The following is a 12,893-nucleotide window of genomic DNA, read 5'->3' on the forward strand; positions in this document are numbered from 1 at the left end:
GAATCCGCCCGCGCCGGTGCGCGATGTGGACGGTCCGCCGCCGTGGACGGTTCGTCCGAGCGATGATCGTCCCGCCCGGGTGCGGTGCACAGTGGACGCACCGCTGCACGGCGATCGTGGGGAAATTCCTCACCGCCGGACGCTGCCGCGGCCCGTGACGGGACCCGGCGGACCGGTGCGGCGCAACCGAGCAAGGGGAGCCGCGGCACCCCCGACCGCCGGAGCGCCGGAACGAGGACGGGGCGCCGGCCGGCCCCCGCGATCAGGTCAGCGCGCTCGGATCCGCGGGCACGTCCACCGCGTGCTCGCGCAGCGCGCTCAGCGGCACCACCTCGATGGCCTTCGCGTGCGTGGCGGCCAGCAGCACCGGCGGCGCCGCCCCCGCCGAGTACGCCTCCAGCCAGCGCGACGCGCACACGCACCAGCGGTCACCCGGCTGCAACCCGGCGAACCCGTGCTCGGGGCGCGGCGTCACCAGGTCGTTGCCCGTTTCCTGCTGCTGCACCAGGAATTCGGTGGAGACCACGGCGCACACCGTGTGCTCGCCGACGTCCTCCGGTCCGGTCGAGCAGCATCCGTCGCGGTAGAAACCGGTGAGCGGGTCGGTGCCGCAGGGCTCCAGCTCGCCACCGAGAACGTTGCGATCGGTCGTCATGAGGGCACCTTCACTCCAACACCTGGACGCCGGTCCGGGCCGACACCTCAGGCCCGGAACCCGATGAGGTTCCAGTGTGGCGAGAACAGCGGTATCCGTCCAGTGGCCGCGGCGGTCTAACGGGGCATCCTGCGCCAGATCGGGCGCGGTACGTAGCGCAGCACCCCGAACAGCACCCGCAGCGCGAACGGCACCCACACCTCCACCCGGCCCCGGCGCAGCGCCTTCGCGGCGGCGTCGGCGACCTGGCCGGGCGTGCTGGAGAACGGTGCCGGGGACATGCCCTCGGTCATCCGCCCGACGACGAACCCGGGCCGCACCACCAGCAGGTGGACGCCGCTGCCGGCCAGTGCGTCGGCGAGGCCGGCGGCGAACCCGTCGAGCCCGGCCTTCGCCGACCCGTACACGTAGTTGGCCCGCCGCACCCGCACCCCGGCGACGGAGGAGAACACCACCAGGCGGCCGCGGCCCTGGGCGCGCAACAGGTTCGCGAGGTGGGTGAGCACGGAGACGTGCGCGACGTAGTCGGTGTGCACGATCGACACCGCGTGCTCGGCGTCCTGCTCGGCCCGCTCCTGGTCGCCGAGGACGCCGAAGGAGACGATCACCTCGTCGAGCGAGCCGTGCCGCGCGGTGAGCTCGTCCAGCAGCGGGCGGTGCGATCCGAGGTCGTCGGCGTCGAACTCGACGCGTTCCACCGCCACCGCACCCGCTTCGCGCAGCCGCGCCTCCTGCTCGTCGAGGTCGCCGCTGCGGCGCGCGGCCAGGACCACTTCGCGGTCGCCGTCGCCGACGAGGCGGGCGGCCAGTTCGACACCGATCTCGCTGCGGCCGCCGAGGACCAGAACCGTGGAGCTCATGGCCGATCAGTGTGCCCGAGGGGTTCAGCGCACCTCGGGTGAGGGGGTGAGGCCGCCGCGGCAGAACGCCACGACCTTCTCCCGCAGCGCGCCGTCGGACACGGCGGCCACGGCGTCGTGCCCGGCGTCCACCTCGAGGTACCGCAGCGCGGGCCCGGACAGCGCCGGTCCGGCCAGCTGGTGGCGCAGCGACCTGGCCCGGTCCACCGGCACCAGTTCGTCACCGGTGCCGTGCACCAGCAGCACCGGCGCCGTGTTCGCCGCGGCGGCGCGCGCCAGCTCGTCGCCTTCCACCAGCAGCGGCGCCAGCGCCGCGCACGCCGACCACAGGCCAGGGGTGCTGCCCGCGGCCTGCAGGGCGAGCCGCCCGCCGTGCCCGCCACCGAGCAGGACCGGTCCGGGCAGCCCGGCGCGCTGCGAGCGCAGGTGGTGCCCGAGCGAGATCACCCCGGCCAGGTCCGGCCCGCCCCACCGGCCGCCGTCGGACCGGCGGTTCGGCGCGATCACGGCCACCCCGACCGACGCCAGGTCCTGGAACAGCGGGTGGAACTCCCAGCGCCACAGCTCGCCTTCGGTGTGGTGCAGCGCGAGCACCACGTGGTCGCAGGTCCGCCACTTGGTGCCGCCGTAGACGACGGCCTCGATGCCGCCGCCGAGGCGCAGCAGGTCCGCGGAGGCCCACGGCGGCAGCTCCGGGCCGGCCTCCTCGGGCAGCGCCGAGCAGGAACCGCTCGGCGACACCGTGACCAGCGTCGGCGGCCGCGCGGGCGAGGAGAACGGCACCCGCACCGTCTTGCCGTTCAGGTGCGCCCGGTCGCCGGTGCGGCCCGGCGGCAGGGTCAGCGCGGTCAGCTTGTCCTCCCGCGGCGCGTAGAGGTCGAGCGCCGACAGCGCGCCCGATTCCCGCCGCAGCAGCACCCGCTGCCCGCCGTCGTCGACGGTCAGCGGGATGTGCGTCGGGCACAGCCGGTCCGGGAACCGGACGCTGCCCGCCCCGTCCAGCAGCACCCAGCCGACCCGGTCCGCGCCGCTGGAGGTGGAGCGCACCAGCAGCAGCTTGGACCGCTGGTGGTGCAGCAGGATCCGGTCGTCGCTGCTGGGGGACAGCGAGAACAGCGGTTGCCACGAGCCGCGCCGCAGATCGGCCAGCACCCCTTCCACGGCCTGCCCGGGCCGGGTCAGGTTCAGCGCCAGCAGATCCGCGTCGGTGTCGAGCCACACACCCCCAGTGGCGGCACCGGGCAGCCGCACGAGTGGCTCGACACCGGGCGGGCCGTCGGTGAGTCGCCAGACGGCCGTTCGTTCCGGGTCCTCCTGCGCGACCAGGAAGCCCAGTTGCGCCGCCGACGGGCTCGGCAGCAGGTAGCCGTCCGCGGCGCGCACCTGGCCGACGATGTGCGCGCGCGGTGCGGACGGGTCGACGAGTTCCAGTTCGGCGAGTCCGCCGCCGCGGTTCACCAGCAGCAGCACCCGGCCGTCACCGAGCGGCAGCACCTGGGCACGCGGGTCGACACCGGAGTCGGTGTGGATGAGTTCCGGTTCGCCGCGGACCTTCCCGGGCAGCTGGCCGAAGCGGCGGGCGCGCAACGAGTGCGGCCGGGGGCCGCGCGCGGCGAACGACCACAGCTCCAAGGTCGAGACCTCGGCGCTGGTGCGGATGCACGCGATCTCCCGGCCATCCGGGGAGAAGCCGAAGTTCGACCTGGACACGGCGGACGTGGCCGGCCGGATCGGTGCGGGTGCGCTCATGAGCACCCCGGGAGGGCGGATTGCACTCCGCGAGAGTAGGAAACCGCAGTTCAGGGCGGTTTAGAGTTTCCTTAGAGGTGAGCTTGTATCACCCGTCCCGGGCAGGATCCTCACTCGGAGGTGTCAGCCGGGCGGCGAGTTCCGGGAACGCCGGGGAACGGGCGCGGATCGATGGAGATCTCCTCCATCCGCTTGCGGTAGAGCTCGTAGCGCCGCCGCGCCTCGCCGAAGCGTTCCGCGCGCAGCAGGGTGGCGACCAGGTCGAGGTGCGCCTCCTCGTCGTACTGGTCGTCGCGCAGCAGCCGCAGCGCGAACCGCGCCACCCGGTCGGTGTCGCCCTCGTCGCGGGAGCGCCGGGTCAGCGCCCGCAGCAGCGCGGCGTGCGTGGTGCGCAGCTCGTCGGCCAGCGCGTCCGCCCACTCCTGGTACGGGTCGTCCTCCAGGAAGTCGCCGGTGTAGGCGGCCTCGGCGTCCAGCAGCAGCGCGGTCGCGGCGGGGGAGTCCTCGCGGTCGGCCTGCAACGCCCGGTCGGCGAGGGCGAGGAACGATTCGACGTCGATGCGCACGCACCTCGGGTCGAGACCGACCGTGCCGGTCTCGCTGGTGCGCAGCACCGATCCCGCGGCCGGGCCGGAGGTGGCCAGCACGTCGCGCACGGTGGACAGCAGCACCGAGAGCCGGTTGCCCGCGCGCACCGGGTCCACCTCCGGCCACAGCAGTTCCATCAGCTCTTCGCGGCGCATCGGGCGCCGCTTGGCGACGAGGATCTTCAGCAGGTCGCGGGCCTTGCGGGACTGCCAGGCCGCGCGCGGCACCGGCACCCCCGCGTGCTCGATCCGGAACACGCCGAGCGCGCGCAGCAGGACCGGCGGCGCCAGCCGGGCGACCGCGGCCAGCGGGCCGGCGGCGGCGCGGGCGTCGGGGGCGGCACCGTGCTCCAGCAAGGTGCGTTCGGCGAGTTCGGCCACCGCGCCCGCCCCGCCGGGCGCCGGGGCCAGGCGGTGGCGCAGCAGCAGGGCCTGCGCCTCGTCGAAGGCGAAGCCGCCGTCGCGCCAGATCTGCACCGCCTCGTCCAGCGCGGGCCCGTGCACCAGCGGATCGGTGGCGGTGACGGCGGTGAGCGCGAGCGCTTCGGCCAGCCCCGGCTCGTCCCCGCGGGCGCGGGCCTGCTCGGCGGCGAGCGCCGCGTCCGCCCTGGCCGGTTCCGCGTCCCCCGCCTCCCAGGAGATCCAGCCGCGGGTGAGCAGCGCGCGCACCTCGTGCAGGTGTTCGCCGAGGTCGATGGCGCGTTGGGCGAGCAGCCGGGCGCGCGCCGGGTCGTCGGCGGCGCGGGTGCGGGCGAGCCCGACCAGTGCGGAGCTCGTCGCGAGCACGTCGCGCGCGGGTTCGGCCAGCGACAGCGCCTCCTCGTAGGCGGAGCGGGCGCGTTCGAGCCTGCCGCGCAGGCGGTGCACGTCGCCGCGCACGCACAGCGGCCACGCGAGGAACCCGGTGCCGAAGCGGCCGAACACCTCGCAGGCCGTGTCCACCGCGACGGTCGCCTCGTCGAACCTGCCGAGCCTGGTCAGCGCGTGGGCGCGCTGGGTGAGCGCGTGCGCGCGCAGCAGCGGGTCGTGGTGCTGCTCCGCGGTCCGCAGCGCCGCGTCGGCCTGTCCCAGCGCCGCGCCGGGTTCGCCGGATTCGGTGCGGTGCAGCGCGCGCAGCACGTGCAGCCTGCCGAGGTGCGCGTCGGCGGCGTCGTCCGCGGCGGCGAACCACGCGGTGCGCGCCGCGCGCTGGTCGCCGCGGGCCGCGGCGAGCACGGCACCGGCGAGCGCGGCGACCGGTGCGGTGCGCGGGTGACCGCGCTGCTCGGCGATCTCGGCGGCCCGCCGCGCCTCCTGCTCGCCGCGGGCGGTGTCGCCGGTGAGCCGGTGCGCCAGCGCGGCGGTCGCGTGCAGCCGCACTTCGTCGGCCGGATCGCCCGCGGTGCCCGCGGCGGCGGCGCAGGCGGCGAGCGCCTCGGCGGGTTCGGCCCTGGCGAGCGCGGCGTCGGCGATCCGCCACGCCAGGCCGGGTTCGGCGGGGTCACCGGCGCGGGCCCAGTGCGCGGCGGCTTCCGGCCACCGTCCGCGCAGCCGGTGCGCCTGCCCGACCACGCGGGCGATCCGCTGGTCGTGCTGCTCGCCGAGGAGGGTGGCGGCGTCGAGCACGACGTCCACGTGCCCGTCGTCGAGCAGCCGGGCGCCCGCCTCCACCAGCAGCGCGGCGCAGCGCTCGGTCTCGCGGGCCGCGACGAGGTGCCGCAGCGCGCGTTCGTGCCTGCCCGCGCGGTGGTGCTCGTCGGCGGCCTGCCGGTGCAGCGCGGTGCGGACCTCGGGGGTGACGGTGCGCGGTTCGGCCAGGAACTCCGCGAGCGGCGGCACCAGCGCCCACCGCCCGGTCGAGGCGGGCCGCAGGAGTCCCCGCCGGGCCAGGTCCGTGAACACCCCGCCCTGTTCCTCGTGGGTGACGTCGCCGAGCACGGCCAGCCGGTGCAGCGCGTGCCGCGCCCGCTCCGGTTCGCGGTCGAGGACTTCTTCGGCGAGGTACGGGTGGAACCGGGTGGCGGGTGGCAATCCGCCGCCGCGCGGTTCGGGCACGGCGCGCAGCGAGTCGATGGCCCGGCACACCGCGGCGGGCCAGCCGCCGGTGCGTTCGCCGAGCTCGTGGGCCAGCGCGATGTCCGCGGTGCCGAGGCAGCGCTCGATGAGCTCGGCGATCTCGTCGGCGTCGAAGGCGAGCAGCCCGGCGTCGATCTCGCTGACCTTGCCCTGCCCGCGCAGCCGTTCCAGCGAGAACGGCGGTTCGTGCCGGGACAGCAGTACGATCCGCAGCCGCGGGGGAGCGCTCCGGCACAGGTCGGCGAGGAGCGCCGCCGCGTGCTCCCCGGCCTCGTGCAGGTCGTCGACGACCAGGTGCAGGTCCACCGGCAGCTCGCGCAGCCACTCTCGGACGGCACCGCGGTCGGGTTCCGGGACGGGGCCGGGCAGGTGCGGGCGAGCGGCGTCGACGAGCGTCGCCAGCAGCCGTCCCGCGTCGTCCCCGGCCCCCTCGGGGAACCACCAGGCGGTGCCGCCCGCGGACGCCGCCCAAGCGCGGACCGCGGTGGTCTTGCCCCAGCCCGCCGCCGCGATCACCAGGCAGACCCGGTTGCGGGTGGCGGTGGCGAGCGCGTCCGCCAGCACCGGGCGCGCGATGGTGCTCGTGCCGTGCCGGTCTCGACCTCGCATCGCCCCTCCCCGCCGTTCCGCTCCGGGTTTCCGCGCCCGGTCCGCCGCGCCGGAGCCGTTCCGGTGGGCTGCCAGCCATGGTGAGATCGGTCCGGGCCCACCGCTGGGTGCGGGAACGGGGTGGTGGCGCGGGTCGGGACGCTCGGTGCTGAATCGAATCCGAGGTTCGCCTCAACGTGCTGGCGCGCCGGTGATCCGCTGCCACCTCGGGGGCGAGCCCGAGTCCGGTGCGTGGTCGGCCCGCGGTCGAGCCCCCGCGCATCGGGTGAAGTGCGCCGGGGGCTGGTCACCTGCCCGGGTAGGAACGTTCACCGAGTATTGACCGGCCGGTTCGGAACGCGGTGAAGCGGGACACGTCCGGTGGGCGCTGCCGCCGATCGTGCCGCTCACCAGGGGTAATGTGATCGTTCTCAGCGGCCGCGGAGGTGGGGTCCGCGGGCGGCGGCGGAAAAGGGTGGGACATGGGCGTCAACGGTGATCGAGTTCCGGCTGCGGGAGACCCGGGCGGAAGGACGCTCCGTTGACGGTGTCGATGAACCGCGGGACCGGGCCGGCCGCGGGCACCACCCCCATCACCGATCTGCTCGCGCACTCGCCGGGGTCGACGGCCGCGGCGGCGGCGCTGGCCCGAGCCCTGCTGGAGCCCGATCGGACGGCCACCCGGCCCGGCCCGGGAGCAGCGGGAGAACCGGCCGTCCCGGAGGCCGTGGCCGACGGGCGAACGGAACCGGAGCAGGCCGCCGGTGCCGCGCCCGCCGCCGTGTTCGACTCCGGGCCGGCCGCGCCGGAACGCACCCTGCTCGACGTGTTCGCCGCGACCGCGCGCGCCCACCCGGACGCGCTCGCGCTGGACGCGGGCGAGCGGACCCTCACCTACCGGGAGCTGGCGGAGCGGGTCCGGGTCGCGGCGCGCGAGCTCACCGACCTCGGCGTCGGCCGCGGCGACCGGGTCGGCGTCCGCGTCGAATCCGGTACCGCCGAGCTGTACCTGGCGGTGCTGGCGGTGCTCGCCGCGGGCGCGGCCTACGTGCCGGTGGACGCCGACGACCCGCAGGAGCGCGCGGACCTGGTGTTCGGCGAGGCCGGGGTGTGCGCGGTGCTGACCGGCGGTGCCCCGGAACTGCTCGGCACGCCGGGTGGCCGCGGTGGCGCGCCGACCCCGGACGACGACGCGTGGATCATCTTCACCTCCGGTTCCACCGGCACCCCGAAGGGTGTGGCGGTGCCGCACCGCGCGGCGGCGGCGTTCGCGGACGCCGAGGCCCGGCTGTTCCTCCCCGACGACCCGATCGGGCCGGGCGACCGGGTGCTGGCGGGGCTGTCGGTGGCGTTCGACGCGTCCTGCGAGGAGATGTGGCTGGCGTGGCGGCGCGGCGCCTGCCTGGTGCCCGCGCCGCGGTCCTTGGTGCGCACCGGCGCGGACCTGGGGCCGTGGCTGGTGCGGCGGCGGATCAGCGTGGTCTCCACCGTGCCGACGCTCGCGGCGCTGTGGCCGCCGGAGGCGCTGGCCGAGGTGCGGTTGCTGATCTTCGGCGGGGAGGCGTGCCCGCCGGAGCTCGCCGAGCGGCTCGTCGCCGACGGCCGCGAGGTGTGGAACACCTATGGCCCGACCGAGGCGACGGTGGTGGCCTGCGCGGCGCGCCTCGACGGCGCGGGACCGGTGCGGATCGGGTTGCCCCTGGACGGGTGGCGGCTCGCCGTCGTGGACGCCGCGGGAAGCCCGGTCCGGCCGGGCGAGCAGGGCGAACTGGTCATCGGCGGCGTCGGGCTGGCCCGCTACCTGGACGCGGCCAAGGACGCGGAGAAGTTCGCGCCGCTGCCCTCGCTGGGCTGGGAGCGGGCCTACCGCAGCGGTGACCTGGTCCGCGCCGACCCGGAGGGGCTGGTGTTCGTCGGTCGCGCCGACGAGCAGGTCAAGCTCGGCGGCAGGCGCATCGAGCTCGGCGAGGTCGACGCCGCGCTGCAGGCCCTGCCCGGGGTGGCGGGCGCCGCCGCGGCGGTGCGCCGCACGAAGGCGGGCGGCGAGCTGCTCGTCGGCTACCTGGCGGCGGAGGACTCGTTCGACACCGACGACGCGGTGCGGCGGCTGCGCGAGGTGCTGCCCGCTTCGCTGGTGCCGCTGCTCGCGGTCGTGGCCGAGCTGCCGACCCGCACCTCCGGCAAGGTCGATCGGGCCGCGCTGCCCTGGCCGCTGCCGAGCCGGGAGCCCGCGGCGGACGGCTCGCTGTCGGTCACCGAGTCGTGGCTGGCGGGGGAGTGGGCGGAGGTCCTGGGCATGCGCCCCGACGGCCCGCGTGCCGACTTCTTCGCCCTCGGCGGCGGCAGCCTCGCCGCCGCGCAGCTGGTCACCAGGTTGCGCACCCGGCACCCGCAGGTCTCCGTCGCCGACGTCTACCAGCACCCGCGCCTCGGCGAGCTGGCCGCGCAGCTCGACGAGCTGGACGCGGTGACCGCCGACCGGCGCGAGATCGCCGAGGTGCCGCGGCGGATGGGCTGGGCGCAGCTCGCGATGCTGGTGCCGCTGAGCACGCTCACCGGGCTGCGCTGGACCGCGGTGCTGGCCGCGGGCGGCACGCTGCTGGCGGCGGCGGGAGCGCCGTGGGCGCCGCGGGTGTCCTGGTGGCTGCTGCTGGTGGCGTGGCTGGTGCTGTTCAGCCCGCCGGGCCGGATCGCGCTCGCGGTCAGCGGCATCCGGCTGCTGCTGCACCGGGTCCGGCCGGGCACCTACCCGCGCGGCGGCGGCGTGCACCTGCGGTTGTGGGCCGCGCAGCAGTGGGACCAGCGGTGCGGGGCGAGCGCGGTCTCCGGCGCGTTCTGGACCACGCACTACGCGAAGGCGCTGGGCGCGAAGATCGGCGACGACGTCGACCTGCACTCGCCGCCGCCGGTCACCGGCTTGCTCAAGATCGGTCGCGGGGCGGCGGTCGAACCCGAGGTGGACCTGTCCGGGTACTGGGTCGACGGCGACATCGTCCACATCGGACGGATCAAGGTGGGCGCGGGGGCGCGGGTCGGCGCGCGCAGCACCCTGCTGCCGGGCGCGCACGTCGGCAAGGGCGCGGAGGCCGCCGCCGGATCGACCGTGCACGGCGTGATCCCCGCTCGGCAGCGCTGGTCCGGTTCGCCCGCGGCCCGCACCTCCGGTTCCCCGGCGAAGTGGCCGGCGCAGCGGGCGCCGCGCTCCCGCCGGTGGAGCGCGGTGTACGGGCTGACCTCGGTGCTGTTCGCGCTGGTGCCGGTGCTGGCGGTGCTGCCCGCGCTGCCCGTGGTCGTCCCCGAGCTGCTGGCGGCGGCCACCGCGCAGGACGCGGTGCGGCGGGTGCTGCCGCTGGTCCCGGCCGCCACGGCCGCCTGCTTCGGCGGCTACGCGCTGCTGGTGCTGGTGGCGGTCCGCACCCTCGGCATCGGGTTGCGCGAGGGGCACCACCCGGTGCACGGCCGGATCGGCTGGCAGGTGTGGGCTTCGGAACGGCTGATGGGCATGGCGCGCACCGCGCTGTTCCCGCTGTACGCCAGCACGTTCACGCCGACGTGGCTGCGGCTGCTCGGCGCGAAGGTGGGGCGCGGCACGGAGATCTCGACGGTGCTCGCGGTGCCGAAGATGACGAAGGTCGCCGACGGCGCGTTCCTCGCCGACGACACGATGGTCGCCACCTACGAGCTCTCCCGCGGCTGGCTGCACGTCGCACCGGCCCGCATCGGCAAGGGCGCGTTCCTCGGCAATTCGGGGATGACCGCGCCGGGCCGCTCGGTGCCGAAGCGGGGGCTGGTCGGGGTGTTGTCCTCGACGCCGCGGAAGGCGAAGAAGGGTTCCTCGTACCTGGGCCTGCCACCGATGCCGCTGCGGCGCGCGCAGGTCGCCGCGGACGCCGAGCGCACCTTCGACCCGCCGCTGCGGCTGGTGTTCGCCCGCGCGCTGGTGGAGCTGTGCCGCATCGTGCCGGCGATGGTGTCGGCGGCGCTGGCCGTGCTGGTGCTCGGCGGCCTCGCCGAGGTGTGGCGGGTCGCGGGCCCGTGGGCGGCGGCGGTGCTGTCCGGGGTCGTGCTGCTGGTGGCGGGCGTGCTGGCCTGCGCGGTGACGACGGCGGCGAAGTGGCTGCTGATCGGCCGGTTCCGGGTGCGGCAGCGCCCGCTGTGGAGTTCCTTCGTGTGGCGCGGCGAGCTCGCCGACACCTTCGTCGAGGTGCTCGCGGTGCCGTGGCTGGCGGGCCCGGCGACCGGCACCCCGCTGCTGTCGATGTGGTTGCGCACCATGGGCGCGCGCATCGGGCGCGGCGCGTGGGTGGAGACCTACTGGCTGCCCGAGGCCGACCTGGTGCGCATCGGCAGGGGCGCCGCGGTCAACCGGGGGTGCGTGGTGCAGACCCACCTGTTCCATGATCGGATCATGAGCATGGACGAGGTGGCGCTGGAGCAGGGCGCGACGCTGGGGCCGCACGGCATCGTGCTGCCCGGCGCGGCCATCGGCGCCCGCACCACCGTCGGCCCCGGGTCGCTGATCACCCGCGGCGACGCGGTGCCCGCGGATTCGCGCTGGTGCGGCAACCCGATCTCGGCGTGGCGGGCATGACGGCCGCACCGGGAGCGGACCGCTCGACGGACTCGTACCTGCCGGAGCACGGCAACGGCGGCTACCGGGTGGAGCACTACGACCTGGACCTGGACTACCGGGTCGGCCCGAACCGGCTGTCCGGGGAGGCGGTGCTCACCGCGGTGGCCGGGCAGGCGCTGTCCGCGTTGAGCCTGGACCTGGCGGACCTGCGGGTGCGCCGGGTGACCGTCGACGACCGGCCCGCGAAGTTCACCCACCGCGCGGGCAAGCTGCGCATCCGGCCGGCGGCGCCCATCGCCGGCGGCGCCCGGTTCCGGGTGCGGGTGCGGTACGCCGGGAACCCGAGCCCGATCCGCGGCCGGTGGGGCGACATCGGCTGGGACGAGCTGACCGAGGGCTCGCTGGTGGCCGGCCAGCCGGTCGGGGCGCCGTCTTGGTTCCCGTGCAACGACCACCCGTCCGACAAGGCCGCCTACCGGGTCGCGGTCACCGCCGACACCGGGTTCGAGGTGCTGGTCACCGGAGACCTGGTGTCCCGGCGCGCGGCGGGCGCGGGCACCGAGCGGTGGGTCTACGAGCGGGCCGAACCGACCCCGACCTACCTGATGGGCGTGCACACCGGCCGCTACCGGGAGGTGCCGCTGGCCACCGGCCCGGTGCCGCAGCGCGCCGCGGTGCCGCCGCACCTGGTGGCGCCGTTCCGGGAGATGTTCGGCCGCCACGACGAGATCATGCGGGTGCTGTGCGGCCTGTTCGGCCCGTACCCGTTCGCCGAGTACGTCGTGGTGATCACCGACGACGAGCTGGACGAGCCGATCGAGGCGCAGGGCATGGCGGTGTTCGGCCGGAACCTGCTCGACGGCACCCGCACCTACGAGCGGCTGGTGGTGCACGAGCTGGCACACCAGTGGTTCGGCAACAGCCTCACCATCGGCGATTGGCGCGACATCTGGCTCAACGAGGGCTTCGCGACCTACGCGGAGTGGCTGTTCGCGGAGGCCGTCGGCGAGCGCACCGCCGCCGAGCACGCCCGCGACTGGCACCGGCGGATGCGGCAGGCCGAACCCGGACTGCGGGTGGCCGATCCGGGCGTGGCGCGGCTGTTCGACGAGGGCGTGTACAAGCGGGGCGCGCTGGCGCTGCACGCGCTGCGCGTCGAGCTCGGCGAGGAACCGTTCTTCGGCCTGCTGCGCCGCTGGGCCGCCGAGCACCGGCACGGCACGGTGCGCACCGCCGAGTTCACCGCGCTGGCCGAGGAGATCGCCGGTCGTTCCCTGGCCGAGTTCTTCGCCGGCTGGCTGCACGGCACCGAACCGCCCGCGGACCCCGGTTTCTGACCCGCGGTCCGTCCCGCTGCGGGAGGTGGATCAGCCGGGGTCGCGGATGCGTTCCCCGGCCTGCGCGACCCGCTCCAGCAGGCCGAGCAGCTGCTCGCGCTCCGCGCCGTCCAGCGGGGTCAGCAGGATCTCGATCATCCGCTCGGTGCGCCGCAGCAGACCGGCGTGCGCCTCGCGGCCGGTGCCGGTCAGCCGCAGCACGTTGCGCCTGCCGTCCGCGCTGTCCCTGGCGCGCTCGACCAGCCCGCGCCGCACCAGCCGCGCGATCACGTCGGCGGCGGTGGAGCGGTCCAGCGCGACCCGACCCGCGAGGGTGCGCTGGTCCAGCCCGGATTCGTCGGCGAGCCCGTTGAGCACGGCGAACTGCGGCGGCGTGATCTCCTCGGACACCGCGGCCGTCCACAGCATCGTGTGCACCTGCTGGACCCGGCGGATCAGGTGCCCGGGATGGCCGTTCAGATCGATGGAACCCACCGCGCCATTGTGCCC

The 12,893-nt window shown here is 75.9% G+C and carries 7 protein-coding genes; 2 read left to right on the forward strand and 5 right to left on the reverse strand.

What is annotated here, in order from left to right; all coding sequences use genetic code 11:
* Positions 1 to 262: 262 nt before the first annotated feature.
* The 4 genes from H1226_RS12390 to H1226_RS12405 all read right to left on the reverse strand — a co-directional run bounded on the left by H1226_RS12390 (position 263) and on the right by H1226_RS12405 (position 6,515).
* A complete protein-coding gene (locus tag H1226_RS12390) occupies positions 263 to 655 on the reverse strand; it encodes a DUF2237 family protein (protein WP_224959131.1) in 393 nt (130 codons plus the stop codon).
* A gap of 116 nt (positions 656 to 771) precedes the next feature.
* Positions 772 to 1,515 carry an SDR family NAD(P)-dependent oxidoreductase gene (locus H1226_RS12395; protein ID WP_258349136.1) on the reverse strand — a complete coding sequence of 248 codons (744 nt, stop codon included), beginning with the start codon at positions 1,513 to 1,515 and terminating at the stop codon, positions 772 to 774.
* 24 nt (positions 1,516 to 1,539) lie between these two features.
* On the reverse strand, positions 1,540 to 3,264 hold the full coding sequence (locus H1226_RS12400) for an alpha/beta hydrolase family protein (RefSeq protein ID WP_258349137.1): 1,725 nt from the start codon (positions 3,262 to 3,264) through the stop codon (positions 1,540 to 1,542).
* A gap of 110 nt (positions 3,265 to 3,374) precedes the next feature.
* A complete protein-coding gene (locus tag H1226_RS12405) occupies positions 3,375 to 6,515 on the reverse strand; it encodes a tetratricopeptide repeat protein (RefSeq protein WP_258349138.1) in 3,141 nt (1,046 codons plus the stop codon).
* A gap of 526 nt (positions 6,516 to 7,041) precedes the next feature.
* Here H1226_RS12405 and H1226_RS12410 point away from each other — a divergent pair.
* Together H1226_RS12410 and H1226_RS12415 are read left to right on the forward strand one after the other, a co-directional pair.
* Positions 7,042 to 11,085, forward strand: coding sequence for a Pls/PosA family non-ribosomal peptide synthetase (locus H1226_RS12410; RefSeq protein WP_258349400.1), 4,044 nt, complete (start codon positions 7,042 to 7,044; stop codon positions 11,083 to 11,085).
* The gene (locus H1226_RS12415; protein ID WP_258349401.1) at positions 11,082 to 12,404 is read left to right on the forward strand and encodes a M1 family metallopeptidase; all 1,323 of its coding nucleotides are present in this window, start codon (positions 11,082 to 11,084) and stop codon (positions 12,402 to 12,404) included. Before H1226_RS12410 ends, H1226_RS12415 begins: the two co-directional genes overlap by 4 nt.
* Positions 12,405 to 12,434: 30 nt before the next feature.
* Here H1226_RS12415 and H1226_RS12420 read toward each other — a convergent pair whose 3' ends face one another.
* A complete protein-coding gene (locus H1226_RS12420; RefSeq protein WP_258349139.1) occupies positions 12,435 to 12,878 on the reverse strand; it encodes a MarR family winged helix-turn-helix transcriptional regulator in 444 nt (147 codons plus the stop codon).
* Between the last annotated feature and the right edge of the window lie 15 nt (positions 12,879 to 12,893).

Source organism: Saccharopolyspora gregorii, assembly GCF_024734405.1.
GTDB lineage: Bacteria > Actinomycetota > Actinomycetes > Mycobacteriales > Pseudonocardiaceae > Saccharopolyspora_C > Saccharopolyspora_C gregorii.

Excerpts from the sequence above, each read along its gene's own strand:
- H1226_RS12390 (WP_224959131.1), bottom strand. The coding sequence starts at position 655 with ATGACGACCGATCGCAACGTTCTCGGTGGCGAGCTGGAGCCCTGCGGC.
- H1226_RS12415 (WP_258349401.1), top strand. The coding sequence starts at position 11,082 with ATGACGGCCGCACCGGGAGCGGACCGCTCGACGGACTCGTACCTGCCG.
- H1226_RS12400 (WP_258349137.1), bottom strand. The coding sequence starts at position 3,264 with ATGAGCGCACCCGCACCGATCCGGCCGGCCACGTCCGCCGTGTCCAGG.
- H1226_RS12395 (WP_258349136.1), bottom strand. The coding sequence starts at position 1,515 with ATGAGCTCCACGGTTCTGGTCCTCGGCGGCCGCAGCGAGATCGGTGTC.
- H1226_RS12405 (WP_258349138.1), bottom strand. The coding sequence starts at position 6,515 with ATGCGAGGTCGAGACCGGCACGGCACGAGCACCATCGCGCGCCCGGTG.